At 69.4% G+C, this 23,851-nt stretch carries 15 protein-coding genes and 1 pseudogene; 7 read left to right on the top strand and 9 right to left on the bottom strand.

Going from position 1 to position 23,851, the window contains the following annotated elements:
- Both A5736_RS07090 and A5736_RS26545 read right to left on the bottom strand, forming a co-directional pair.
- Positions 1-5,914 (bottom strand): type I polyketide synthase (locus A5736_RS07090; RefSeq protein ID WP_139333178.1); only part of this gene is annotated, 5,914 nt, incomplete at its 3' end.
- Between the two features lie 317 nt (positions 5,915-6,231).
- Positions 6,232-6,591, bottom strand: a complete 360-nt coding sequence (locus A5736_RS26545) for a hypothetical protein (RefSeq protein WP_371328366.1) — start codon at positions 6,589-6,591, stop codon at positions 6,232-6,234.
- Between the two features lie 149 nt (positions 6,592-6,740).
- On the opposite strand from A5736_RS26545, the gene rbpA reads away from it, so the two are divergent.
- Entirely contained in the window at positions 6,741-7,076 is a 336-nt protein-coding gene (gene rbpA, locus A5736_RS07080) for an RNA polymerase-binding protein RbpA (protein WP_076058549.1), read from the top strand.
- 18 nt (positions 7,077-7,094) lie between these two features.
- On the opposite strand, the pseudogene lnt reads toward rbpA, so the two are convergent.
- The 3 genes and pseudogenes from lnt to A5736_RS07060 form a co-directional block, all read right to left on the bottom strand.
- A pseudogene (lnt, locus tag A5736_RS07070) lies at positions 7,095-9,955 on the bottom strand (apolipoprotein N-acyltransferase).
- Entirely contained in the window at positions 9,900-11,432 is a 1,533-nt protein-coding gene (locus A5736_RS07065) for an amidohydrolase (RefSeq protein WP_076245319.1), read from the bottom strand. The pseudogene lnt and the gene A5736_RS07065 overlap by 56 nt, the downstream one beginning before the upstream one ends.
- A gap of 91 nt (positions 11,433-11,523) precedes the next feature.
- Positions 11,524-12,066: an FxsA family protein gene (locus A5736_RS07060; RefSeq protein ID WP_076245303.1), complete on the bottom strand. Its 543-nt coding sequence runs from the start codon at positions 12,064-12,066 to the stop codon at positions 11,524-11,526.
- Between the two features lie 73 nt (positions 12,067-12,139).
- Between A5736_RS07060 and A5736_RS07055 the strand changes: the two genes are divergently transcribed.
- The gene (locus tag A5736_RS07055; protein WP_076128003.1) at positions 12,140-12,847 is read left to right on the top strand and encodes a dienelactone hydrolase family protein; all 708 of its coding nucleotides are present in this window, start codon (positions 12,140-12,142) and stop codon (positions 12,845-12,847) included.
- A gap of 5 nt (positions 12,848-12,852) precedes the next feature.
- Here A5736_RS07055 and A5736_RS07050 read toward each other — a convergent pair whose 3' ends face one another.
- The 3 genes from A5736_RS07050 to cobN form a co-directional block, all read right to left on the bottom strand.
- Positions 12,853-13,704: a type 1 glutamine amidotransferase domain-containing protein gene (locus A5736_RS07050; protein WP_076245301.1), complete on the bottom strand. Its 852-nt coding sequence runs from the start codon at positions 13,702-13,704 to the stop codon at positions 12,853-12,855.
- Positions 13,705-13,709: 5 nt separating this feature from the next.
- Entirely contained in the window at positions 13,710-14,105 is a 396-nt protein-coding gene (locus A5736_RS07045) for a PPOX class F420-dependent oxidoreductase (protein WP_076127998.1), read from the bottom strand.
- Positions 14,106-14,242: 137 nt separating this feature from the next.
- Positions 14,243-17,830, bottom strand: coding sequence for a cobaltochelatase subunit CobN (gene cobN, locus A5736_RS07040; protein ID WP_076245299.1), 3,588 nt, complete (start codon positions 17,828-17,830; stop codon positions 14,243-14,245).
- Between the two features lie 59 nt (positions 17,831-17,889).
- Between cobN and A5736_RS07035 the strand changes: the two genes are divergently transcribed.
- Complete coding sequence (locus tag A5736_RS07035; protein WP_076245297.1) at positions 17,890-18,714, top strand: SDR family oxidoreductase; 825 nt, start codon at positions 17,890-17,892, stop codon at positions 18,712-18,714.
- 3 nt (positions 18,715-18,717) lie between these two features.
- On the opposite strand, the gene A5736_RS07030 is transcribed toward A5736_RS07035, so the two are convergent.
- Positions 18,718-20,175 (bottom strand): NAD(P)/FAD-dependent oxidoreductase, encoded by a 1,458-nt coding sequence (locus A5736_RS07030; RefSeq protein WP_076245295.1) that lies wholly within the window; start codon positions 20,173-20,175, stop codon positions 18,718-18,720.
- A 68-nt stretch (positions 20,176-20,243) separates the two neighbouring features.
- Between A5736_RS07030 and cobG the strand changes: the two genes are divergently transcribed.
- From cobG to A5736_RS07010, 4 genes are read left to right on the top strand one after another with little or no spacing between them, the layout of a single operon-like run.
- Entirely contained in the window at positions 20,244-21,344 is a 1,101-nt protein-coding gene (gene cobG / locus A5736_RS07025) for a precorrin-3B synthase (protein ID WP_076245293.1), read from the top strand.
- Positions 21,345-21,360: 16 nt separating this feature from the next.
- Positions 21,361-21,987 (top strand): precorrin-8X methylmutase, encoded by a 627-nt coding sequence (locus A5736_RS07020; protein WP_076245291.1) that lies wholly within the window; start codon positions 21,361-21,363, stop codon positions 21,985-21,987.
- A complete protein-coding gene (locus tag A5736_RS07015) occupies positions 21,984-23,465 on the top strand; it encodes a precorrin-2 C(20)-methyltransferase (RefSeq protein ID WP_076245289.1) in 1,482 nt (493 codons plus the stop codon). Before A5736_RS07020 ends, A5736_RS07015 begins: the two co-directional genes overlap by 4 nt.
- A gap of 15 nt (positions 23,466-23,480) precedes the next feature.
- Positions 23,481-23,849: an STAS/SEC14 domain-containing protein gene (locus tag A5736_RS07010; protein ID WP_076127981.1), complete on the top strand. Its 369-nt coding sequence runs from the start codon at positions 23,481-23,483 to the stop codon at positions 23,847-23,849.
- Positions 23,850-23,851 lie beyond the last annotated feature (2 nt).

The following is a 23,851-nucleotide window of genomic DNA, read 5'->3' as shown; positions in this document are numbered from 1 at the left end:
CGTGCTGCTCAGCTTCGGGCAGCCCGTCCAGGCGATGCGCGAGCGCCGATTTCGATTTCGCGGCGGCCAGCGAATCGGCGACCCGGCGCCGGGTCGGCGCTTTGACGAGGTCGCCGAACATCGGCGGCACCGCGACCGCATGGGCGCGCAGGGCGCCGAGATCGATGCGGGCGGGCGCGATGAACGGCTCGTCGACAACCAGCGCGGTGTCGAACAGTTCCATCGCCTCGGCAGAGGACAACGCGAGGATCCCGTCCCGGCCGAGCCGAGCGAGGTCGGCGGCGTCCAACCCGCCCGTCATGGCGCTGGCCTGATCCCACAGCCCCCACGCCAGCGAGATCGCCGGCAGCCCGTGCGCCCGCCGATGGGCCGCCAGCGCATCGAGGAACGAGTTGGCGGCCCCGTAGTTGGCCTGGCCCGACGACCCGACCAGCCCCGCCATCGACGAAAACATCACGAACGCCGACAGATTCAGATCGCGGGTCAACTCGTGCAGGTTCCATGCCGCGTCGACCTTGGCCCGCAGCACTGTGTCGACGCGCTCGGGCGTCAGGGATGTCACCACCGCGTCGTCAAGCACGCCGGCCGCGTGAATCACGCCCGACAGCGGCCGTTGCTCGGAGATGTCGGCGATCGCCCTCGCCAGCGCGTCGCGGTCGGCCGCGTCGCACGCGACCACCCGCACCTGCGCTCCGGCCGCCTCCAATTCCGCGACCAATTCGGCGGATCCCGGCGCCCCGGGACCGCTGCGACTCAGCAGCACCAGGTCGCGAACCCCGTGCTGCGCGACGAGGTGGCGGGCCAACGTCGAGCCCGCCATGCCGGTGCCGCCGGTGATCAACACGGCGCCGGCCCCCAGCGCACCCGGCATGGTCATGACGACCTTGCCGACATGACGGGCCTGGCTCAGGTAGCGCAGCGCGCTGCGTGCGCGTCGCACGTCAAATGTCGTCGCCGGCAACGGCTTCAGCACTCCGGCGTCGAAAAGCCCGGCGAGTTCGAGCATCCACTGATGCATCCGGGGACGGCCGGGCTCGAAGAGGTCGAAGGCGCGGTAGCGCACGCCGGGGTATTCCTGGGCCACCGTGCCCGGGTCCCGGATGTCGGTCTTGCCCATCTCCAGGAAAATCCCGCCGGGCGCGACCAGCCGCAGTGAGGCATCGACGAATTCACCGGCCAGCGAGTCCAGCACCACATCCATGCCGCGGCCGCCGGTCACCGACCGGAACTTGTCCTCGAAGTCCAAAGTGCGTGAGTCCCCGATGTGGTCGTCGTCGAAGCCCATGGCCCGCAACGTGTCCCACTTGCCGCGGCTCGCGGTCCCGAACACCTCAAGGCCGAGATGCCGTGCCAGCTGGACCGCGGCCATTCCGACCCCGCCGGCGGCGGCGTGCACCAGCACCCGCTGTCCCGGCTTGACGTCGGCCAGGTGGATGAACGCCATGTATGCGGTGGTGAAAACCGCTGAGATACCGGCGGCTTCGGTATAGGACCAGTCGGCGGGCATCGGCAGCAGCAGGCGAACGTCGCCAGGGACCAGCGTGCCGCTGCCGTCGGGAAAGAAGCCGTATACCGAATCGCCGACCGCGAACTCGGTGACGCCCGGGCCGACTTCGACCACCACGCCGGCGCCCTCGCCGCCAAGCAGGGCGTCGTGGGTGAACATGCCCAGCGTGATCATGACGTCGCGGAAGTTTGTCGCGATGGCGCGCAGGGCGACCCGGACCTGACCCGGCTCCAGCGGCGCGTCGGCGTTGGGAACCGGCTCCAGTTGCAGGTTTTCGAAGGTGCCCGCGCTGTCGATACCCAGCCGCCAGGGCCCCTCGCCAGGAGGTGTCATGATCCCGTCGACAGCGCGGTTGCCGTGCACCCGCGGGGTATAAACCTTGCCGTCGCGCAGCAGCACCTGGGGTTCACCGGTCGCGAGAACGTCGGCTATCGCGCTGTCGTCGAGGGCCGCGTCGCAATCCACGAGCACGATCCGGCCGGGGTGTTCGGTCTGCGCCGAGCGCGCCAGCCCCCACACCGCCGCGCCCGCCAGGTCGGTGACGTCCTCGCCCGCCAATCCCATCGCACCCCGCGTCGCGACGACCAGGACGCCGGAGTCCCGCTCGGTCAGCCAGGACTGCACGGCGCCCAGCGCCTGGTGGGTGCGCTCGTAGGCTGCCTCGACCGGGTTGTTATGGGCCGCAACGGATTCGAATACTTGGTGAACGGGTAACTCGGCTTGGGTTGCGGCGGTCTTCGTCGCGGCGGGCGACCAGATCACCTCGAACAGCCGGTCCGAGCCCGCGCCCGACACCGCCGCACGCAGCTGCCGCTCGTTGACCGGGCGCGGCACCATCGCGCGCACCGACAGCACCGGCAATCCCAGCGCGTCGGCCAGCTCGATGGAGACCGCGTTGGCGCCTGCGCCGTCTGCCGGCGCGATGCGCGCGCGCACCGCCGATGCGCCCGCGGCATGCAACGACACGCCCTGCCACGAGAAGGGCAACATCATTTCGCCGGTCCGGCCGGTGATTTGGTGGCCCATCGCCAGGGCGTGCATCGCCGCGTCGAGCAGCGCGGGGTGCACGCCGAACCCATTGACGCCGCCGGCGGCTTCGGGCAGCCGCACCTCGGCGAATACCTCGTCACCGCGCACCCACGTCGCGGTCAATCCCTTGAACGCCGGGCCGTAGCCGTAGCCGAGGGCGGCCAATTGTTCGTAGCCGTCCGCCGGGTCGGCCATGACCGCGTTCGCCGGCGGCCATACGGACAGATCCGCGTCCGGCTCGATCGAGCCGGGGCTCAGCGTGCCCTCGGCGTGGCCTACCCAGCCGGAGTCCGCATCGGTGCGCGAGAAAATCGAGACGCTTCGGCGGCCCGATTCGTCGGCGGGGCCTACCACCACCTGGACGGCGGCCGAGCCGAGCCCAGAATCCTTGGCCGGCAACATCAACGGCGCCTGCAGCGTCAGTTCGTCGACCGTCGAGCAATCGACCTCGTCGCCCGCACGGATCGCCAACTCCACGAACCCGGCGCCGGGGAACACGACCTGGCCGGACACGGCGTGATCGGCCAGCCAACCCTGCAGACTGGGCGACAACCGGCCCGTCAGTACCACCCCGCCGGACGCCGGCAGCTCGACGACCGCGCTTAGCAGCGGGTGCTCGCTGCTGCCCAGCCCCAGGCCGGTGGCGTCGGCCGCGACACCCTCACCGGAGAGCCAAAATCGGCGGCGGTCAAAGGCGTACGTCGGCAGATCCACCAAGGCGGCGCCGCCCAGGGCACCGCGCCAATCCACGCGCGCTCCCGCGACGAACGCGGTGGCGGCCGACGTCAAAAACCGCTCGAGACCGCCGTCGTCGCGGCCCAGGGTGGGAACGACGATGGCCTCGCCGTCACCGCCCAGGCGGTCGTTGACGGTGTCCTCGATCCCGGCGATCAGGGCAGGATGGGGACTGGATTCGATGAATGTTCGGTATCCGTGCTCACCCGCGTTGCGCACCGCCTGGTCGAACTGCACGGTCTGGCGGATGTTGCGATACCAATAGTCGGCATCCAATCCCGCTGTGTCCAAGCGGGTTCCGGTCACGGTGGAAAAGAATGCTATGCGAGAAGAGTGCGGCTCGATACCGTCGAGAACCTCTGCGAGCTCACCGCGGATCGCCTCGACCTCAACCGAATGCGACGCGTAGTCCACGTCGATCCGCCGGGTTCGCAGCTCCAGGTCGGCACAGAAACCGACGAGCTCGTCGAGCGCCGCCACCTCACCTGACACCACGACGGCCGACCGGCCGTTGACGGCGGCGATGCTGACCCGATCACCGTAGGGCGCCAACAACTCCCGGGCCCGCTCGGTGCTGCAGGCGATGGACAGCATGCCCCCGGGGCCGGCCAGCGACGTCAGCAGCTTGCTGCGCAGCGTGACCACCCGGGCGGCGTCGCGCAGCGACAGCGCCCCGGCGACGTAGGCCGCGGCGATTTCCCCCTGCGAGTGGCCGATCACCGCATCCGGACTTACTCCGATCGACTTCCACAGCTCGGCCAGCGACACCATCATCGCGAAGAGGACCGGCTGCACGACGTCCACGCGATCCATCCCGGGAGCACCGGGGGCGCCGCGCAGCACATCGATCAGCGACCAGTCGACGAATTCCGCGAACGCTTCGGCGCACGCCTCGATCTGGCTCGCGAATACCGGTGCGGTATCGAGCAATTCGATGCCCATGCCCAGCCATTGAGAGCCTTGGCCGGGGAAGACGAACACGGTCTTGCCCGCCGGCGTCGCGGTGCCGCGAACAACCGATGCGGGGACGTCGTCGTCGGCCAGCTCGTCCAACCCGGCCAGCAACCGGTCGCGGTCGCCACCCACAACAACGGCCCGATGGTCAAACGTCGCCCGGCCCGCCAGCGTCCACCCGACATCGGCGACATCCAGCTCGTCGTGGGCGCGCACGTGCGCCGCCAACCGCGCCGCCTGCGCCCGCAGCGCCGCCGCCGACTTCGCCGAGATCACCCACGGCACCACCGGCCGCACCGGAGCAACGTCGCGCGCCGGCTCCGCGGGAGCGGCCTCGATGATCACGTGCGCGTTGGTCCCGCTGATCCCGAAGGACGACACCCCGGCCCGACGCTGGTGATCCGCCGGCCACGCCCGCGCCTCGGTCAGCAGCGACACCGAGCCCGCGGACCAATCGACGTGCGGGCTCGGCGCATCCACGTGCAGCGTCGCCGGCAGCACCCCGTGGCGCATGGCCTGCACCATCTTGATGACACCGGCCACACCGGCGGCGGCCTGCGTATGACCCATGTTCGACTTGATCGACCCCAGCCACAGCGGCTCGTCGCGGTCCTGGCCATAGGTGGCCAGCAAGGCCTGGGCCTCGATCGGGTCACCCAGCGTGGTGCCCGTCCCATGCCCTTCGACCACGTCGACCTCGGCCGTCGAGAGCCCCGCGTTGGCCAGCGCCGCGCGCACCACCCGTTGCTGCGACGGACCGTTCGGCGCGGTGAGCCCGTTCGACGCGCCATCCTGATTGACCGCCGAACCCCGCACCACCGCCAACACCGGATGACCCAACCGCTGCGCGTCCGACAACCGCTCGACGACCAGGATCGCCCCGCCCTCGGACCAGCCGACGCCGTCGGCCGCCCCAGCGTAGGCCTTGCACCGCCCGTCGGGCGCCAATCCGCGGTGCCGGCTGAATTCGACGAAGACCGTCGGCGTGGCGTTCACCGTCGCGCCGCCGGCCAGTGCCAGGTCGCACTCCCCCGAGCGCAGCGACTGCACCGCCATATGTAGTGCCACCAACGACGACGAACACGCGGTGTCGACCGACACCGCCGGGCCCTCCAGACCGAGCACATACGAGACCCGCCCCGACGCGACGCTAGACGTCATTCCGGTCAGGCGGTAGCCCTCGATCTCCTCGGCGAGCATGCCGTAGCCCTGGACGATGAGCCCGGCGAAAACACCGGTGGCGCTGCCGCGCAGCCCGCTAGGGTCAATTCCCGCGCGCTCCAACGCTTCCCACGACAGCTCCAGCAACATCCGATGCTGGGGGTCCATCGCCAGGGCTTCGCTGGGCGCGATGCCGAAGAACGCGGGGTCGAAGTCCCCGACGTCGTCGACGAAGCCACCGGTGTGCGCGTACGTCTTGTGGCGCGCGTCGGGGTCGGGGTCGATCAGTGTCGCGAGGTCCCACCCACGGTCGGTGGGAAACTCCGAGATCACGTCGCGGCCATCGGCAACCATTTGCCACAGGGCTTCGGGAGTGTCGACGCCGCCCGGGAAGCGGCAGGACATCCCGACGATCGCGATCGGCTCGCTCGACCGCTCCAGCAGGGCGCGGTTGGTGCGCTTCAGGCGTTCGACCTGTACCAGCGCTTTGCGCAGCGCTTCGGTCGCATGCTGGAGTTGATCCACCATCACTGCCCTTCGCCTACCATTGGCCGTCGTTCACCGCCGGATGCGGCTCTCGCCGAGTCACGGAAGTTGCGGCACGAAGCAACGTCGTCGTGCTGCTGTCCGACCCAAGAATGTCGCTGGTGAGTATGGCCAACTCCGGCTGGATTTCAAAACGTCCGACGCGGCCCGGCGACGCGCGCGGTGACCCCGAAGTCCCTCAGATTCGGCGCACCGTCCATGGCGTGACTGTACCCGCCTACGCATCGGCGGTGGTCAGGCGCATGGCGCTCTGAATCTCGACGCGAGCCGTCGGGGCACCGCGCCGGCGGCCGTCGCGGTCAGACGCCCACTCGGCGCCAGCCGTCGGCGGCCCGGGCGGCTCGGATCAGCACATCGCACAGGGCGCGCAATTCGGATGCCTCGGCTCCCTCGTCGAGCGCTGTGGCGACGTCCTCCGCCGCGCATCGCACCTGGTAGACGCGATCGGAGAGGTCAGCCGCCTCGTCGGCCGACAGCACGACCGCATCGGCGGGCAGCGCCAGCGCCGCCCCTGCCTCGCCCCGATGGAGCGAGGCGCGTTGCTCGTAGGCCCGCTGCCGGCACGACTGCCGGCAGTACTGGCGGCGGCGACCCATGCCGGCATCGGAGACGTCTCGACCACACCAGCGGCAGGGCTGCGGGCGGGCACGGCGGGTCACGCCTGCCGACTTTAGTCGGCCGCGCTCGGCCATCCCGGTATCATTGATGGTCGCGCCGCGTAGGCCGCGTGTCGGCCCGGGAACTACGCCGAGCACCGTAACGTTTGCCAAGCGGAGAGAATCCCACAGAACCTAGAGGAGTAGCACCCATGGCGGATCGAGTACTGAGGGGCAGTCGCCTCGGAGCCGTGAGCTACGAAACCGACCGCAACCACGACCTCGCGCCGCGTCAGATCGCGCGCTACCGCACCGAGAACGGCGAGGAGTTCGAGGTCCCGTTCGCCGACGACGCCGAGATCCCCGGTACCTGGCTGTGCCGCAACGGTATGGAGGGCACCCTGGTCGAGGGCGACCTGCCGGAGCCGAAGAAGGTCAAGCCGCCGCGGACGCACTGGGACATGTTGCTGGAGCGCCGCACGGTCGATGAGCTCGAAGAGCTGCTCAAGGAGCGCCTCGAACTGATCAGGTCGAAGCGCCGCGGCTGACCCGGGCTGACTCCGTCCTTAAGCCCCTTGGGCCCCGGCCGACTTGGTGCGGTTGTCGGCGCGCGCCGCGCGTGCGCTGGGGGTTCGTCCCTGGATGCCCCACCGAGTGACCTTCACCAGTGCCTCGCGGATGTTGGATCCGCTCATCTTCGACACGCCGAGTTCGCGCTCGGTGAAGGTGATCGGCACTTCGACGATGGCGAAGCCGTTGCACACCGTCCGCCAGGTCAGATCGATCTGGAAGCAGTAGCCCTTGGAGTCAACGCCGTCGAGGTCGATCGCCTCCAGGACTTCGCGACGGTAGGCGCGGTAGCCGGCGGTGATGTCGTGGACATCGATGCCGAGTGCCACCCGCGCATAGGTGTTGGCCGTCCAGGACAGGGCCCAGCGACGCCACGGCCAGTTGCGCACCGTTCCGCCGTCGACGTAGCGCGACCCGATCGCCAGGTCGGCTCCGTTGTCGACGGCGTCGAGCAGGCGGTGCAGCTGCTCGGGCGCGTGGCTGCCGTCCGCATCCATCTCGACGAGCACCGAGTAGTCCCGGCTCAACCCCCACGCGAAGCCCGCCAGATAGGCGGCGCCCAGGCCGTCCTTGGCCGTGCGGTGCATGACGTGGGTGCGGCCCGGATCGGCCGCGGCCAACTCGTCGGCGAGCTTGCCCGTACCGTCCGGGCTGCTGTCGTCCACGATCAACAGGTGCACCTCGGGGCACGCGTCCTTCAGCCGCCGGTGGATCACCGGCAGGTTCTCCAGCTCGTTGAAGGTGGGGATGATCACCAGGACGCGTTGGCTGGGCCGGTTGCCCGGAACGCGGGGCGCCTGCTGGCCGGTGGTCATGTAGCTCCTCTGTGTCGCCCGAAACTGTGTCGCCCGAAACTGGGTGGGCCGCCCTCGTCGAGCGGGCTCTCGTCACCGCCTTCTTCCGGCGGAGTGTGATCGCCGCCCTCGTCGGGCGCGGCGTCTTGCGTCATATCCAAGTCGCCCTCGGCGTCGCCCGGGAACTTACCGGAATCGTCCGATTCACCCGACGGCCTCGCCCGGAAGGGCCGCAACCTCGGCCGAACCGGACGCGGGGACCACCCATTGTGCCGTATCCCGACCAGAATGGCCGCTCCGGCCGCCACGACCAGCAACCATTGCACGATCGGGCCCCAGCGGGTGGCCGGCGTCAGCTGCGTCTTGAGGCGCACCTGGATGTCCAGATAGCCGGGCTCGAAGAATCCGGTGCGGACCAACTCGGCCCCGTCCGGCGCGATCACCGAACTGATCCCGGTGGTGCCAGCGACCACGACGTATCGGTCGTGCTCCACGGCGCGGACCTTCGCGAAGGCGAGCTGTTGCTCGCTCATGCGCCTGTTGAAGGTGGCGTTGTTGGCCGGCACGGCCAACAACTGGGCGCCGTTGCGGACGGCTTTGCGCGGCTCGCGGTCGAAGATCACTTCCCAGCACGTGGCTACGCCCACCGGCACCCCCGCGATCTGCACCACGTCGCTGCTCTTGCGGGGCACCATGTTGCCCGCCCGGTCGGCGTAGGACGAGAGATGTTTGAAGAGCCACGGCATCGGCAGGTATTCGCCGAACGGCTGCACGATTTCCTTGTCGTGGCGGTCGGCCGCGCCGCTGACCGGATTCCAGACGATCATCGTGTTCGTGTATTCCGCGGGTTCCTGCGTGCCGGGCGCGGCGAGGACGGTCCCCACCAGGATCGGCGCGCCGATCGCATGGGCCGCCTGCGCGATTTGCTGCCCGGCGTCGGCATTGAGCAACGGATCGACGTCCGAGGAGTCTTCCGGCCAGATGACGAATTGAGGTTGTGGTGCGAGCCCGGCGCGCACGTCCTCGGCCAGCCGCAGCGTCTCCTGGACGTGGTTGTCCAGGACCGCTCGGCGTTGCGCGTTGAAGTCGAGGCCGAGCCGGGGAACGTTGCCCTGCACGGCCGCGACGGTGACCGTGGGTTCGCCGCCCGCTCCGGCGCCGGCGTGCCGCACCTGCGGCCAGATGATGACGGCGGTGAACAAGACCAGGCAGATGCAAATCCCAGGCAGCACCACCGCGGGCGGCTGTTGATCGGCGTCCTCGGCGTCCTTGTCCCGCGCCTCGGTTCGCCACCATTTCATGATTTCCAGCGCGATCGCGGTCGCGCTGAATCCCACCAGCACGACGGCCGTCGACAGCAGGGCAACGCCGCCGAGCTTGACCAACGGCAGCAGCGGACCTTCGGCTTGACCGAACGCCACCAACCCCCAGGGGAACCCACCGAACGGAACGATCGACTTCAACCACTCCTGGGCCGCCCACACCAACGCGAACCAGACGGGCCAGCCGGGCAGCCCCCGCACCACGACGGCGAATATGCCGAAGAGCGCGGGAAACAGCGCGCACGCCATCGCCAACGCCAACCACGGCACGTCGCCCACCAGCAGGCTGATCCACGGCAGTAGCGGCAGATAAAACGCGAGCCCGAACAGAAATCCGTAGCCCAGACCGCCGGCCATGGTGGTGGCGGGGTGCTTGAGCACCCAGGCCAACAGCGCGGCGGCGACCACGGCGGCCCACCACCAGCTCAGCGACGGGAAGCTGGCGCACATCAGCAATCCGGCCACGACGGTGACCAGCAGCCGCGCCAGGCGGGGCTGGAGCGCCGCCTGCAGGCCCGGCAGCCGAGCGATCACCGCGGCGACCGCCCGCGCCAGTGCCTGGCGTGCTATCGCGCCCGCGCGCTCGGCCACGCCGGGAGCGTCATGCGTGTCCGTGCGTACCGGCGCGTCGGTGGGCTCTTCGTCGCGCTCCGATTCGGCGTCGTCGGGCCGCTCGTGCCGACCGTTAGCCATAGATGACAGCGCCCCGATGCACGGTCCGGCGGCAACGCGGCAAGGCATCGGCCGGGCCCAGCCGCGGCAACGCGGGCACCCGCGAGCGCGGGTCGGTGGACCAGCGCTGCACGGCGTCGCGCGGTGCGCTCACGTCCAGGGCTTCGGCGTCCCAGACGGCGTAGGACGCGGGCGCACCCGGCGCCAGGGTGCCCGTCACGCCGTCGCGGACACCGCTCGCGCGCCATCCGCCGCGGGTCGCGGCGGCGAATGCGGCCCGCGCCGACACGGCGCTGCCTGCGGTGTGATGGTTGACGGCCGCGCGCACGCTGGCCCACGGGTCAAGACCCGTCACCGGGGCGTCGGTACCGAGCGCGAGGGGCACGCCTTGGGATGCTAACAGCGCCAGCGGGTTGAGCCGGCTGCCTCGTTCGGCGCCGAGCCGGCGGGCGTACATGCCGTCGTCGCCGCCCCACAGCGCATCGAAATTGGGCTGCACGCTGGCGATGACGCCCCACGCGCCGAGTTTGGCGGCATGATCGGCCGTCACCATCTCGAGGTGCTCCAGACGATGCCCGCAGCGGGCGACGGCGGGAGCCCCCAGGTCGGCCACGACCCGTTCGATGGCGTCGACGACCGCGGAGACCGCGGCATCTCCGATGACGTGGAAACCCGCCGTCACCTCGGCCTGGGTGCAGGCCCGCAGATGCGCCTCGATGACGTCCCGGTCCAGGTGGCAGGTGCCGACGCGGTCCGGCGCGTCGGCGTACGGCTCGTGCAGCCAGGCGGTGCGGGACCCCAGCGCCCCGTCGACGAACAGGTCACCGGCCAGCCCGCGGGCTCCGGTCACGTCCATCAGGGCACGGGCCTGCGCCGGGCTGGTCACCGCCTCACCCCAGTAGCCGATGACCTCGACGCCGTGATCGAGGGCGCGGAGCGCCAGCCAGTCGTCCAGGCCGCCGATCTCGGGCCCGGCGCATTCGTGCACGGCGACGATGCCGGCCGCGGCGGCGGCACGCAGTGCGGCGCTCCGGGCGTCGGCCAGCTGCCCGGCGGTCAGCAGGTTGCGGGCGGTCGCCCGGACCAGGTGGTGCGCATCGTCGGCGAGCGGCCCCTCGGCGCTGAAGCCGCCCGCCGCCGGCAGCTCCGCGACCCTGCGTCGCAGCGCCGACGAGGCCAGGGCGGAATGAACGTCGACGCGAGCCAGGTAAGCGGGCCGGTCCCCGAGCACCGCGTCGAGGTCGGTGGTGCTCGGCGGGGTGTTCTCGGGCCACGACGACTCGTCCCAGCCGTGCCCCCACACCAGTTGGCCGGGGTGCGCGGCGGCATGCTCGGCGACCATCTGGATGCACTGTGCGCGCGACGTGGCGGGCCGCAGGTCGAGCCCGGTGAGGGCGAGGCCGGTCGCGGTCAGGTGGATGTGGCTGTCGACGAATCCCGGCGCGACGAAGCCACCGTCGAGATCCACGACCTCGGCGTCGGGAAACTGGCTGCGGCCGACGTCATCGCTGCCCAACCATGCGACGACGTCGCCGCGCACCGCCATGGCGGTGGCGTCGGGGTGGCTCGGGCTGTGCACCCGGCCGTTCAGCAGCAGCGTCGTAGGCCGACGATCGGTTTGCGCCACACGCCAAAACTTAGATCGATCCCGGCGTCGACGGGGGCCGCGGTGGCAGCTCGACGTCGTGCACGTCGATGACCTCCCCGTCGATGACCTCGCCGTCGATGTAGGCGCCGTCGATGTAGTCGCGGCCGTCGGCGGCTTGGCCGCGGCGAGGGCCGGTCGTGAAGACCGTCGTCTGGGTGATCAGCGGTGCCCGCCCGCGCAGCCCGCGCAGCGCGATCCCGCTCAGGCCGGGGCCGGCAACCGCCCGTATCGGCGGCACCAACAACAACAGTCCCAACACCGTGGTGACCAGCCCGGGAACCAAGACCAGCGCCATGGCCAAACCGACCATTGCGCCGTCGTTCACCGCGGCCTGCGGTTCGGTCAGGCCCGATCGCAGTTGCCCGAGTTGGCGAATGAGCTGCGACCCGGCCATCGGCGCCAAGAGGCCCCACCCGAGCAGGAAGGTGGCCAGCAGCACCAGCAGGGTCCAGCCCCACCCGATCGTCGACACCAGCGCGAAGATCACCGCAAGTTCGACGACCGCATAGACGAGCAACAGCCGCGACAGCATGTCACGCCAACGTCCGCGGACCGGCGCTGAGTTCCCCTGGTGAGGCACGACCCGGCTGCAGTTAGATGACGCTATGACGACGATTCAGATCGAGGCCCCGGACGGACCCATCGATGCGCTGCTGGGCATTCCCCACGGCGACGGCCCCTGGCCTGGTGTGGTGGTGATCCACGATGCGGTCGGCTACGGCCCCGACAATGAACTGATTTCGCGGCGCATCGCGCAGGCGGGCTATCTGGCGCTGACCCCGAACATGTACGCCAGGGGTGGTCGCGCGCGATGCATCACGAGAGTCATGCGCGAGCTGCTGACCAAGCGTGGTCGCGCGCTCGACGACATCCTGGCCGCTCGCGATCACTTGCAGTCGATGCCGGAATGCACCGGCCGCGTGGGCATCGCCGGCTTCTGCATGGGTGGTGGTTTCTCACTCATTATGTCGCCCAAGGGTTTTGGTGCTTCCGCGCCGTTCTACGGCACGCCACTGCCGCGCAATTTGAGCGAGACACTAGACGGGGCGTGCCCGATCGTCGCCAGCTTCGGCAGTCGTGACCCGCTAGGCGTCGGCGCACCCAAGAAATTTCGCGAGGTGACGGCCGCCAAGGGGATCACCACCGATATCAAGGCCTACCCCGGTGCGGGCCACAGCTTCGCGAACCAGCTCCCCGCCCAGCCGCTGCTTCGCGTCGTCGGCTTCGGCTACAACCGGGCGGCGGCCGACGATGCGTGGGACCGGGTCTTCGCGTTCTTCGGCGAGCATCTGGGGGCCGGCGCGACGACTTAGTGCCGTCAGAGCTTCCGCGACAAAACGGTGGCGAAGGTGTGCGTGTCGCCGGGCCAGCGCGCCGAGATGTAGTTGCCGTCGTCGACGACGAATGCCGGCCGCGAGTCGGTCGCGGTATCCCTTGCCATTCCCGAGGATTTGCGCCGCCAGTGCGGTTCTCCGCGGACGACGTCGCAAAAATCTGCCGGATCTTTAAGGGCTCGGGTGACTTCGGACTGCACCGACATGTATCCGCCGGGCTGGCCGGGCTGCTCGGTGTAGGTCCGGTAGTAGTCGGGGTCCCGGAATCGGGTGCGGCGGGTGAGCCGCCAGGCGAGCCGTTCCATTGCCCACGTCAACGCCGTGGTCCTGTGCCCGTAGAGCACGGAGTGACCCGTGCCGGGATCGACGCTGCGCGCAGCGAGCAGCACACCATGGCAGATCGCGGCCACGATCATCCCGCGGGCGAAGGCGTCCACCACCAACCGGTGCAGTATGTCGCTGTCGATGTAGCTGCGCATTCCGCGGGCGCGGTGTCCGCCGGGCAGGAGCAGTGCGTCGACGTCGTCGAGGGTGGCCTGAGACCAGCTGAGGGGATGCCGAAATTCGGTCGAATCGACCATCGCGGCGTAGGCATCGCGACCGTCTTTGTTGGCCCGCAGCATCAGCCCGATGACCGGGATGGCCCCGAATATCGGTAGCGCAGACCAGATGTCGAGTCCACGGCCGGTGACCATGATGTCGTCGGCCACCCCCGCCGAGCCGCTTTCGGTGGCGAACACCACCCGATGACCGTTCCTGGTCAGGACGCGCCAGCTGACGGCGACCTCGGTGGGGTCGAAGTCGCGGTCCGGGATCGGAATCAGGACGGTGCCCATTTGCGTTAGGGCGCGGCCACTTTGAGCTCGAGCCCGACGTTCTTTTCCATGCCGCCGCGCGCCTTGCTAAAGAAGTTGAACACCTTGCCCACGATGCCGTAGCGCTGGCCGATCGCGTCGTAGACGGCGGCGGTGTGCGACTTGTCGAGAATGGTCGCGGTCGCCTCGACCGGCTCGCTGGTCGGGCGGCCGCGCATGGTGCAGGTGGCTAGCGTCACGCGCGGGGTGTTCCGGATCCGCTTGACCTTCCACGACTTTTCCTCGGTGATCACCAGTAAACGGTCGCCGCGCTCCTTATCCACGGCGGTCCAGATTGGCACGGGCTTGGGGCGGCCGTCTTTGGTGAAGGTGGTCAGCAGGATGTATTCCGACTTGGCGAGGTCGGCGAAGCTTGGGGTCACGCTGCCAACCTACTCCGCGAGAAGACTCCTGACGGTGGCCCTCTCATGCCGAGTGTGCGGCCAGCCGCACGTTCGGCTGCGAGTGTGCGGCTAGCCGCACGTTCGCGACCGGGGCGGCGATTTCGGAGAAGCCCGGATCAGCCCTCCAGGTCACCCTCGGTTTCCAGCAGCGCTTGACGCAGCCCGTCGAGGGTTTCCGGTTGCGGATCCGCCCACATGCCCCGGCCGGCCGCCTCCAGCAGCCGCTCGGCCATGCCGTGCAGCGCCCACGGGTTGGACTCCGCCATGAACTTGCGGTTCTCGGCGTCCATCACGTAGCGCTCGGTGAGTTGTTCGTACATCCAGTCGGCCATCACCCCCGCGGTGGCGTCGTAGCCGAACAGGTAGTCGACCGTCGCGGCCATCTCGAAGGCACCCTTGTAGCCGTGCCGTCTCATCGCGGCCATCCAGCGGGGATTGACGACGCGGGCGCGGAATACCCGGGTGGTCTCCTCCGACAGGGTGCGGGTGCGGATCGCGTCGGGCCTGGTGTTGTCGCCGATGTAGGCGGCGGGCGCTTGGCCGGTGAGCGCCCGCACGGTGGCCACCATCCCGCCGTGGTATTGGAAGTAGTCGTCGGAGTCGGCGATGTCGTGTTCGCGGGTGTCGGTGTTCTTGGCGGCCACCGCGATTCGCCGGTACTGGCGGTTCATGTCGTCGACGGCCTCGCGTCCGTCCAGGTCACGTCCGTAGGCGAACCCGCCCCACGCCGTGTACACCTGCGCCAGGTCCGCATCGTCGCGCCAGTTGCGGCTGTCGATCAGCTGTAGCAAGCCGGCGCCATATGTTCCCGGCTTGGATCCGAAAATCCTTGTGGTGGATCGGCGTTGATCGCCATGCTGGGCCAGGTCGGCCTGGGCGTGCGCGCGTACGTAGTTGTCTTGCTCCGGCTCGTCGAGCTCGGCGACCAACCGTACCGCGTCGTCTAGCATCGTCACGACGTGTGGGAAGGCGTCCCTGAAGAACCCGGAGATCCGAACGGTCACATCGATGCGCGGCCGGCCCAGCTCGGCCAGCGGCATCGGGGTCAGACCGACGACCCGCCGCGACGCGTCGTCCCAGACCGGTCGAACGCCCAGCAGCGCAAGGACTTCGGCGATATCGTCACCGGCGGTGCGCATGGCCGAGGTACCCCATACCGACAGCCCCACCGATTGCGGCCAGCGGCCATGATCGTTCCGATACCGGGCGAGCAGCGAATCCGCCAGCGCCACACCGGCTTCCCACGCCAGCCGGGACGGGATCGCCTTGGGGTCGACGGAGTAGAAGTTGCGTCCGGTGGGCAGCACGTTGATCAGGCCGCGCAGCGGCGAACCCGACGGACCGGCCGGAATGAACCGGCCGTCCAGCGCCCTGAGCACCTGGTCGATTTCGGCTGCCGTGCCGGCCAGCCGGGGCACCACCTCGGCGGCCGCGAACCGCAGAACTCTTGCCACTTCGGTGTCGCCGGTGAGGCGTTCGGCGGCGTCGGGATCCCATCCGCTCGCCTGCAGCGCGGCGACCAGTTCACGGGCGGCGGCCTCCGCCTCGTCAACTGACGTCCGCTCGTCGGTGCCGTCCTCGGCCAGGCCCAACGCCTCTCGCAGGCCGGGAATGGCCTGCTCCCCACCGAACAGCTGGCGGGCCCGCAGAATAGCCAACACCAGATCGAGTTCGGTCTCGCCCGTGGGCCTTTGGCCGAGGACGTGCAGGCCGTCGCGGATCTGGACGTCCTTGATCTCGCACAGCCAGCCGTCGATGTGCAGGATCATGTCGTCGAACGAGTCCTCGGCGGGTCGCTCGGTCAGGCCCAGGTCGTGATCCATCTTGGCGGCCCGGATGAGCGTCCAGATCTGCTGGCGGATGGCGGGCAGCTTGCCGGGGTCAAGCGCGGCGACGTTAGCGTGCTCGTCGAGCAACTGCTCCAAACGCGCGATGTCGCCGTAGGTTTCGGCGCGGGCCATCGGCGGGATGAGGTGGTCGACGAGCACCGCGTGCGCTCGTCGCTTGGCCTGGGTGCCCTCCCCGGGATCGTTGACCAGGAATGGGTAGATCAGCGGCAGGTTCCCCAGCGCGGCGTCGGATCCACATGCCGCCGACATGCCCAGCGTCTTTCCGGGCAGCCATTCCAGGTTGCCGTGCTTGCCCAGATGGATGACGGCATCGGCTTTGAAGCCGGTGTCCAGCCAGTGGTAGGCCGCCAGGTAGTGGTGGCTGGGCGGCAGATCCGGATCGTGATAGATGGCAACGGGGTTTTCGCCGAAACCGCGGGGCGGCTGGACCATCAGCACCAGATTGCCCGCCTGCATCGCAGCGATGACGATGTCGCCGTCGGGATCGATGCTGCGGTCGACGAAGAGGTCGCCGGGCGGCGGCCCCCAGTGCTCTTGGACGGCGTCGGTGAGTTCGGCCGGCAGGGTCGCGAACCACTCGCGATAGTCCTTGGCGGACACCCGGATCGGGTTGCCGGCGAGTTGCCCTTCGGTGAGCCAGTCGGGATCCTGCCCGCCGCGTTCGATCAGCGCGTGGATCAGCGCGTCGCCGTCGTTGGACTCCACCCCGGGAAGGTCGTCCACCCGATACCCGCGCTCGCGCATCGCACGCAGCAGCGCGACCGCGCTGGCCGGGGTGTCCAGTCCGACCGCGTTGCCGATGCGGGCGTGCTTGGTGGGATACGCCGAAAACACCAGAGCCACGCGCTTCTGCGCGGGTGCGACGTGCCGCAGCCGTGCGTGGCGGACCGCCAGGCCCGCGACGCGCGAGCAGCGTTCCGGGTCGGCGACATAGGAGATCAGGCCGTCGTCGTCAATCTCCTTGAACGAGAACGGAACCGTGATGATGCGCCCGTCGAACTCCGGGACCGCCACCTGACTGGCCACGTCGAGCGGGCTGAGCCCGTCGTCGTTGTCGCGCCACTGATCGCGCGGGCTGGTGAGGCACAGGCCCTGCAGGATCGGGATGTCCAGCGCCGCAAGGTGTTCGACGTTCCAGCTGTCGTCGTCCCCGCCGGCGGACACCGTGGCCGGCTTCAGTCCCCCGGCCGCCAGCACGGTAACGACCATGGCGTCGGCGTCTTTCAGCCGTTGCAGCAGCTCCGGTTCGGCGGTGCGCAGCGACGCGCAGTAGACCGGCAGCGGCCGCCCACCCTCGTCCTCGATGGCCCGGCAAAGCGATTCGATGTATGCGGTGTTGCCTGCCAGGTGCTGCGCGCGGTAGTACAGCACCGCGATCGTCGGGCCTTCTGTGTTCGCGGCGTCTTGGCGCCGCAGCTCGCCCCACGTCGGCGTCACCACCGGCGGGGTGAAACCGTACCCAGTCATCAGCACGGTGTCCGAAAGGAAGGCGTGCAGCTGACGCAGGTTCTCGACCCCGCCGTGGGCGAGGTAGATGTGCGCCTGCACCGCGATGCCGGCGGCCAGCGTGGACAGGCCGGTCAATTCCGCGTCGGCCGCCTGCTCACCGCTGACCAGCACCGTCGGCACCCCACTGGCGACCACTGTGTCGATGCCGCTTTGCCACGCCCGATAGCCACCGAGGATCCGGACCACCACGATCGCGGCGCCGGATAACAGGTCACCCAGTTCTGAATCGGCTAGGGGGTCGGACAGCCGCGACGGATTGGCCCACCGATAGTTTTTGCCGCTGGACCGTGCGCTGATCAGGTCGGTGTCGGATGTCGACAGCAGCAGGATGGTCGGCTCGGCCACCCACCATTCGTACCGCAGCGGGGCTCGGCAACCGGCGGCGGTACGGCTAGCGTGAGGCAATGAACGCAACCTCGGTCACGGGCAAGGTCATCGCTGTCACCGGCGGAGCGCGCGGAATCGGCCTGGCCATCGCCACGGTTCTGGACGGTTTGGGCGCCCACGTCGCCATAGGCGACATCGACGAATCTGCCGCAAAGGAGGCCGGCCGCCCGTTCGAGCTTTCCCGCAAATTGGACGTGACCGACCGCCAATCCTTCACGGAGTTTCTCGACGCTGTCGAAGACCGACTCGGGCCGCTCGACGTCTTGGTGAACAACGCGGGCGTCATCGCGGTGGGTAGCGCGATCGACGAGGCCGATGCCGTGACCCGGCAACTACTTGACGTCAACATTTTCGGCGTGATCCTGGGCACCAAGTTGGGCGCCCAGCGGATGCTGCCGCGTCGCCGAGGGCACATCGTTAACATCGCCTCTCTGGGCGGCGTGCTGCCGACCGAGGGCATCGCAACCTATTGCGCCACAAAGCATGCCGTCCTCGGCTACACCGACACCGTTCGCATGGAGAACCGTGGCAGCGGCGTCCACTTCTCGGCGATCATGCCGACGCTGACGAACACCGAGATGGTCGCGGGCATCGGACACGCGCGCGGCTTCAAGAACGTCGAGCCAGACGACGTCGCTCAGGCCGTGGTTCGAGTGATCGTCAATCCGAAACCCCGCGTGGCTATTCCCCGCTCGATGGGCATCGCGCTGTCGGGCCAGCGTTTGATGCCGCGCGCTGTCGCGGAGGCACTTGGGCGTCTATTGGGTACCGGCCGCGTTTTCACCAGCGACGTCGAAGTGGGTAAGCGCGCTTCGTACGCCCGCCGGACCGGGACGTCCTAGCGCTCAGGCGGTGCGCACCTCGAAGTGCGTCGGCTCGGGTCGTCGCAACAGCTCGCGGTGGGTCTCGGGCGTCCACGGGAAGAGCTCCGGCAGACCGTCCTTGCCAAGGTACCAACTGCTGCAGCCGGTAACCCAAATCGTCTGCGGCATCGCGGCTTTCATGCGCTCGTTGTATTCCTTGGTTGCCGCCTCGGTCGGAGCCGCTGCGCGCACGGCTCCGTCACGCAGCTGCTCGATCCACCACATCACGTAGCCGGCCTGGTCCTCGGCGATCGGAACGAGCGACTGGTTGCCGATCGGCGAATGCGGCCCCATCAGCATGAACAGATTGGGGAATCCCGGCACCGCGATAGACCGATAAGCCATCGGACCGTCCTCCCAGACCTCGTCCAGGGTGATTCCGCCCTCCCCGATCAATTCGAGTGGACGCACGTAGGCGCGCGCGTCGAATCCGGTGGCATAGACCAGCATGTCGAGTTCGTGTAGCGCGCCGTCGGCGGTGACGATGCCGCGCGGCTCGATGCGGTCGATCGAGTCGGTGATGATCTCGACTCCAGGCTTTTGTACGGACCGGTAGAAATGCCCGGCCATCACCTGCCGCTTGCACATCGGTTGGTAGGTGGGAGTCAGCTTCGCCCGGAGCTGCGGGTCGCGCACCGACAGCCGCAGGTTCCATCGACACCAGGCCTGGATCTGACGGCGCTGCCAGCCCGGGCGGATCGGTGCCACGCCGAACCAGTGCCGCATCAGCCACCCCCAGAAGCGATAGGGCAGACCGTTCAGCGCGGGCCACCGTGACAGCGCCGCCTGAGCCAACTTCGAATAGCGCGGGTTAGGGAATGGGTAAACCCACTGCGCGGTGCGCTGAAAGACTTTCAGCTGGCGCACCTTGCCGCCGAGCTCCGCGGTAATCTGCACACCGGTCGAACCGGTGCCGATCAGGCCGATCCTCTTGTCCGGCAACGAAACCGAGTGGTCCCACTGCGACGAGTGAAAGGCCGGGCCGGCGAACGTGTCCCGTCCGGGGATGTCCGGATAGCGAGGCACCCGCAGGACCCCCGTCGCGGTGACGAGCACGTCGAACGTCTCCTCACCGTCGGGGGTGGTGAGCCGCCACGTCCCGTCGTCATAGCGGGCCGCGGTGACGACGGTGCCGAACCGGATGTGCGGACGGATGCCCCGTTCGTCGGCCACCCGCTGGAAATACGCCTGGATCTCCGGACCCGGCGGGAGCCAGTGCGACCAGTTGGGATTCGGCCGGAACGAATAGGAGTAGTAGCGCGACGGGACATCGCAGGTAAGTCCGGGATAGGTGTTGTCGCGCCACGTGCCGCCCACCTCGTCGGCCTTCTCGAAAATGGTGAACGAGTCGATGCCGGCGTCCTGCAGCTTGGCGGCCATGCAGATGCCGGACATCCCGGCGCCGATGATCGCGACCTTCACTGGGCGCTTCTGTGCCATGGCAATCACCCGACCTCTCGCTGGCCTGCACGTTACGCCGGAAAGTCCCCGGGTCGTACCGTAAACGGATGGCCAGATCGCGCGACACGGACGGTTGCCCGGGCGCACTGCAGGCGCATCAGGCGGCCGACGGCGCGCTGGTGCGCGTCCGGCTACCCGGCGGAATGATCGCGGCCGCCCAGCTGGCCGCGCTCGCCGGTGTCTCGAGCCGGCTCGGTTCGGCAAGGCTGGAGCTGACGTCCCGCGGCAACGTGCAACTACGCGGCATCACCGACGTGACGGCGGCGGCCGAGGCGATCGCCAGCGCCGGGCTGTTGCCGTCGACGACGCATGAGCGCGTCCGCAACATCGTCGCGTCGCCGCTGTCGGGACGGGCCGGCGGGCGCGCCGACGTGCGTCCCTGGGTGAGTGAGCTGGACGCGGCGATCTGCGCCGAACCCAGTCTCGCCGAGCTCGGGGGCCGGTTCTGGTTCAGCCTCGACGACGGCCGCGGCGACGTGTCGGGGCTGGGCGCCGACATCGGCGTGCACGTCCTGGGTGACGACTGTGCGCTGCTGCTGGCGGGGCGGGACACCGGCGTCCGGCTGGCCCCGCGCGACGTGATCCAGACACTCGTGGAAGTGGCCCGCCGGTTCATCAAGATGCGCGGAAAGGCTTGGCGCATCGGCGAATTGGATGACATCGCTGGACTTGTTCCCGGCGCGGCGGTCGGTGACACCACCTTCCCACCCGTCACCCGGCCACCGGTGGGCTGGATCGACCAGGACGACGGCCGGATCGCGCTGGGCGCGGCTGTGCCCCTGGGGGCGCTGCCCGCGCGCGTCGCGGAGTACCTCGCCGCGATCGAGGCGCCGCTGGTGGTCATGCCGTGGCGGTCGGTACTGGTGTGCGACGTCGAGGAGGCCGTCGCCGACGCCGCGCTGCGCGTCCTCGCCCCGCTGGGCTTGGTGTTCGACGAGAACTCCCCCTGGCTCAACGTCAGCGCCTGCATCGGCAGCCCCGGGTGCGAACATTCGGCTGCCGACGTGCGGGCCGACGCGGCGCTGTCGCTCGACGCGGATTCGGCCGTGCATCGTCACTTCGTCGGCTGCGAACGCGCGTGCGGCAGCCCACCCGCCGGTCAGGTGCTGGTCGCCAGCGGACAGGGCTACCGGCTGCTGCGAGGCTAGCGCTTAGGGTGAGCACGTGCTCGACTACATCCGCGACGCGGCGGAGATCTATCGCCAGTCGTTCGCGGCCATCCGCGCGGAGGCCGACCTATCGCGATTTCCCGACGACGTGGCTCGGGTCGTGGTCCGGCTGATCCACACCTGCGGACAGGTCGATGTCGCCGAACACGTCGCCTTCACCGACGACGTCGTCGCGCGAACCAGCGCCGCGCTGCAAGGCGGCGCCCCGGTCCTGTGCGATTCGTCGATGGTGGCCGCCGGGATCACGACCGCGCGGCTGCCCGCCGACAACCAGGTCGTGTCGCTGGTGGCCGACTCGGGCGCGGCCGACCTGGCGGCTCGCCGGCAGACCACCCGCTCGGCGGCCGGCGTGGAGCTGTGGGCAGACCGGTTGGACGGGGCCGTGCTGGCGATCGGCAACGCCCCGACCGCCCTGTTCCGGCTGCTCGAACTCGTGGACGAGGGAGTGGCGCCGCCGGTCGCGGTGCTGGGCGGGCCGGTCGGATTCGTCGGCTCGGCGCAGTCCAAGCAGGAGCTGATCGAGCGTCCGCGCGGCATCTCGTATCTGGTGGTGCGCGGCCGCCGGGGCGGCAGCGCCATGGCCGCCGCGGCCGTCAACGCGATCGCGAGCAACAGCGAATGACATCCCGCGGCAGGCTCTGGGGAGTCGGGCTTGGCCCCGGCGACCCGGAGTTGGTGACCGTCAAGGCCGCCCGGGTGATCGGCGAAGCGGACGTGGTGGCCTATCACAGCGCCCGGCACGGCCGCAGCATCGCGCGCGGCATCGCCGAACCGTATCTGCGGCCCGGCCAGATCGAGGAGCACCTGGTCTATCCGGTGACGACCGAGGCGACAGATCATCCCGGCGGGTACGCCGGCGCGATGGAGGACTTCTACGCCGAGGCCACCCGACGGATCGCCGCGCACCTCGACGCGGGACGCAACGTGGCGCTGCTCGCCGAGGGCGACCCGCTGTTCTACAGCTCGTACATGCACCTGCACACCCGGCTGACGGAGCGGTTCGATGCCGTCATCGTGCCGGGTGTGACGTCGGTGAGCGCGGCCTCGGCCGCCATCGCGACGCCGCTGGTGGCTGGCGACGAGGTGCTGTCGGTGCTGCCGGGCACGCTGCCGGTCGCCGAGCTGACCCGCCGGCTCGCCGACGCCGACGCCGCCGTGGTCCTCAAACTGGGCCGGTCGTATCACGCTGTGCGAGAAGCGCTTTCGGCGTCCGGACAGCTGGACGCAGCGTTCTATGTGGAGCGTGCCAGCGGCGCCGGGGAACGCATACTGCCCGCCGCCGACGTCGACGAGAACAGCGTGCCGTACTTCTCGCTGGCCATGCTGCCGGGCGGACGCCGTGGTGAACGGCAATCGGCGCGCGAGGGCACCGTCGCGGTGGTGGGCCTGGGCCCCGGCGACCTCGACTGGATGACGCCGCAGAGCCGACGCGAGCTGGCCGGCGCGACCGACCTGATCGGCTACAACGGCTACCTGGATCGCGTCCCGGTCCGCGACGGCCAGCGGCGGCACCCCAGCGACAACACCGACGAGCCGGCGCGTGCGCGGCTGGCGTGCGCGTTGGCCGAGCAGGGGCGCACCGTCGCGGTGGTGTCGTCCGGCGATCCGGGAGTTTTCGCCATGGCCACCGCCGTGTTGGAAGAGGCCAAACAATGGCCGGGGGTGCGGATCCGCGTGATTCCCGCGATGACCGCCGCGCAGGCCGTCGCCAGCCGGGTGGGCGCGCCGTTGGGCCACGACTACGCGGTGATCTCGCTGTCGGACCGGCTCAAGCCGTGGGATGTCATTTCGGCCCGGCTGGCCGCCGCGGCCGCGGCCGATCTGGTGCTGGCCATCTACAACCCGGCCTCGAAGTCGCGGACCTGGCAGGTGGCCGCGATGCGCGACGTGCTGCTCGCACACCGCGAACCCGGCACTCCGGTAGTGATCGGCCGCAGCGTTTCCGGTCCGGACGAAGACGTGCGCGTGGTGCGGCTGGCCGATCTCAACCCCGCCGAGATCGACATGCGCTGCCTGCTGATCGTCGGATCCTCGCAAACCCAGTGGTACACAGACGATTTCGGTGACCGGGTGTTCACCCCGCGTCGCTACCCGACCTAACGGAAGGAGAAGTCGATGATCGAACTGCTGCACGACGTGCCCGAGGGTGTGATCGGCATCCGCGTATCGGGCCGGCTGAGCGGTGACGAACTGCGCGAGGTCAGGCCCGCCGTCGAGGAACTGGTGAAGACCGGCGAGATCAGGATCGTTGAGGTCATCGAGCCGGACTACGAGGGCTTCGGGCCCGGCGGGTTGGTCGAAGATATCAAGCTGGGCTTGGGCACTGTGTTGCCGCATCATTCGGCGTTCAAGCGAATCGCCGTAGTGTCCGACAAGGAGTGGGTCGCCCATACCCTGCATGCGCTGGCGTGGCTGGTCCCCGGCGAGCTCGCCCTGTTCGGCCTCGACGAGCTCGAGCGCGCCAAACAGTGGGCCGCCGGCTGAAG

It is taken from the genome of Mycobacterium sp. SP-6446, assembly GCF_001954045.1.
Lineage (GTDB): Bacteria > Actinomycetota > Actinomycetes > Mycobacteriales > Mycobacteriaceae > Mycobacterium.
The sequence above is the reverse complement of the archived record's forward strand: the minus strand, read 5'-3'. Positions and strand labels throughout refer to the sequence as shown.

What these genes read in the sequence shown, in the direction of transcription:
- rbpA (WP_076058549.1), top strand. Translation starts at nt 6,741, where the DNA reads ATGGCGGATCGAGTACTGAGGGGCAGTCGCCTCGGAGCCGTGAGCTAC.
- A5736_RS07065 (WP_076245319.1), bottom strand. Translation starts at nt 11,432, where the DNA reads ATGGCGGTGCGCGGCGACGTCGTCGCATGGTTGGGCAGCGATGACGTC.
- A5736_RS07060 (WP_076245303.1), bottom strand. Translation starts at nt 12,066, where the DNA reads ATGCTGTCGCGGCTGTTGCTCGTCTATGCGGTCGTCGAACTTGCGGTG.
- A5736_RS07055 (WP_076128003.1), top strand. Translation starts at nt 12,140, where the DNA reads ATGACGACGATTCAGATCGAGGCCCCGGACGGACCCATCGATGCGCTG.
- A5736_RS07050 (WP_076245301.1), bottom strand. Translation starts at nt 13,704, where the DNA reads ATGGGCACCGTCCTGATTCCGATCCCGGACCGCGACTTCGACCCCACC.
- A5736_RS07035 (WP_076245297.1), top strand. Translation starts at nt 17,890, where the DNA reads ATGAACGCAACCTCGGTCACGGGCAAGGTCATCGCTGTCACCGGCGGA.
- A5736_RS07030 (WP_076245295.1), bottom strand. Translation starts at nt 20,175, where the DNA reads ATGGCACAGAAGCGCCCAGTGAAGGTCGCGATCATCGGCGCCGGGATG.
- cobG (WP_076245293.1), top strand. Translation starts at nt 20,244, where the DNA reads ATGGCCAGATCGCGCGACACGGACGGTTGCCCGGGCGCACTGCAGGCG.
- A5736_RS07015 (WP_076245289.1), top strand. Translation starts at nt 21,984, where the DNA reads ATGACATCCCGCGGCAGGCTCTGGGGAGTCGGGCTTGGCCCCGGCGAC.
- A5736_RS07010 (WP_076127981.1), top strand. Translation starts at nt 23,481, where the DNA reads ATGATCGAACTGCTGCACGACGTGCCCGAGGGTGTGATCGGCATCCGC.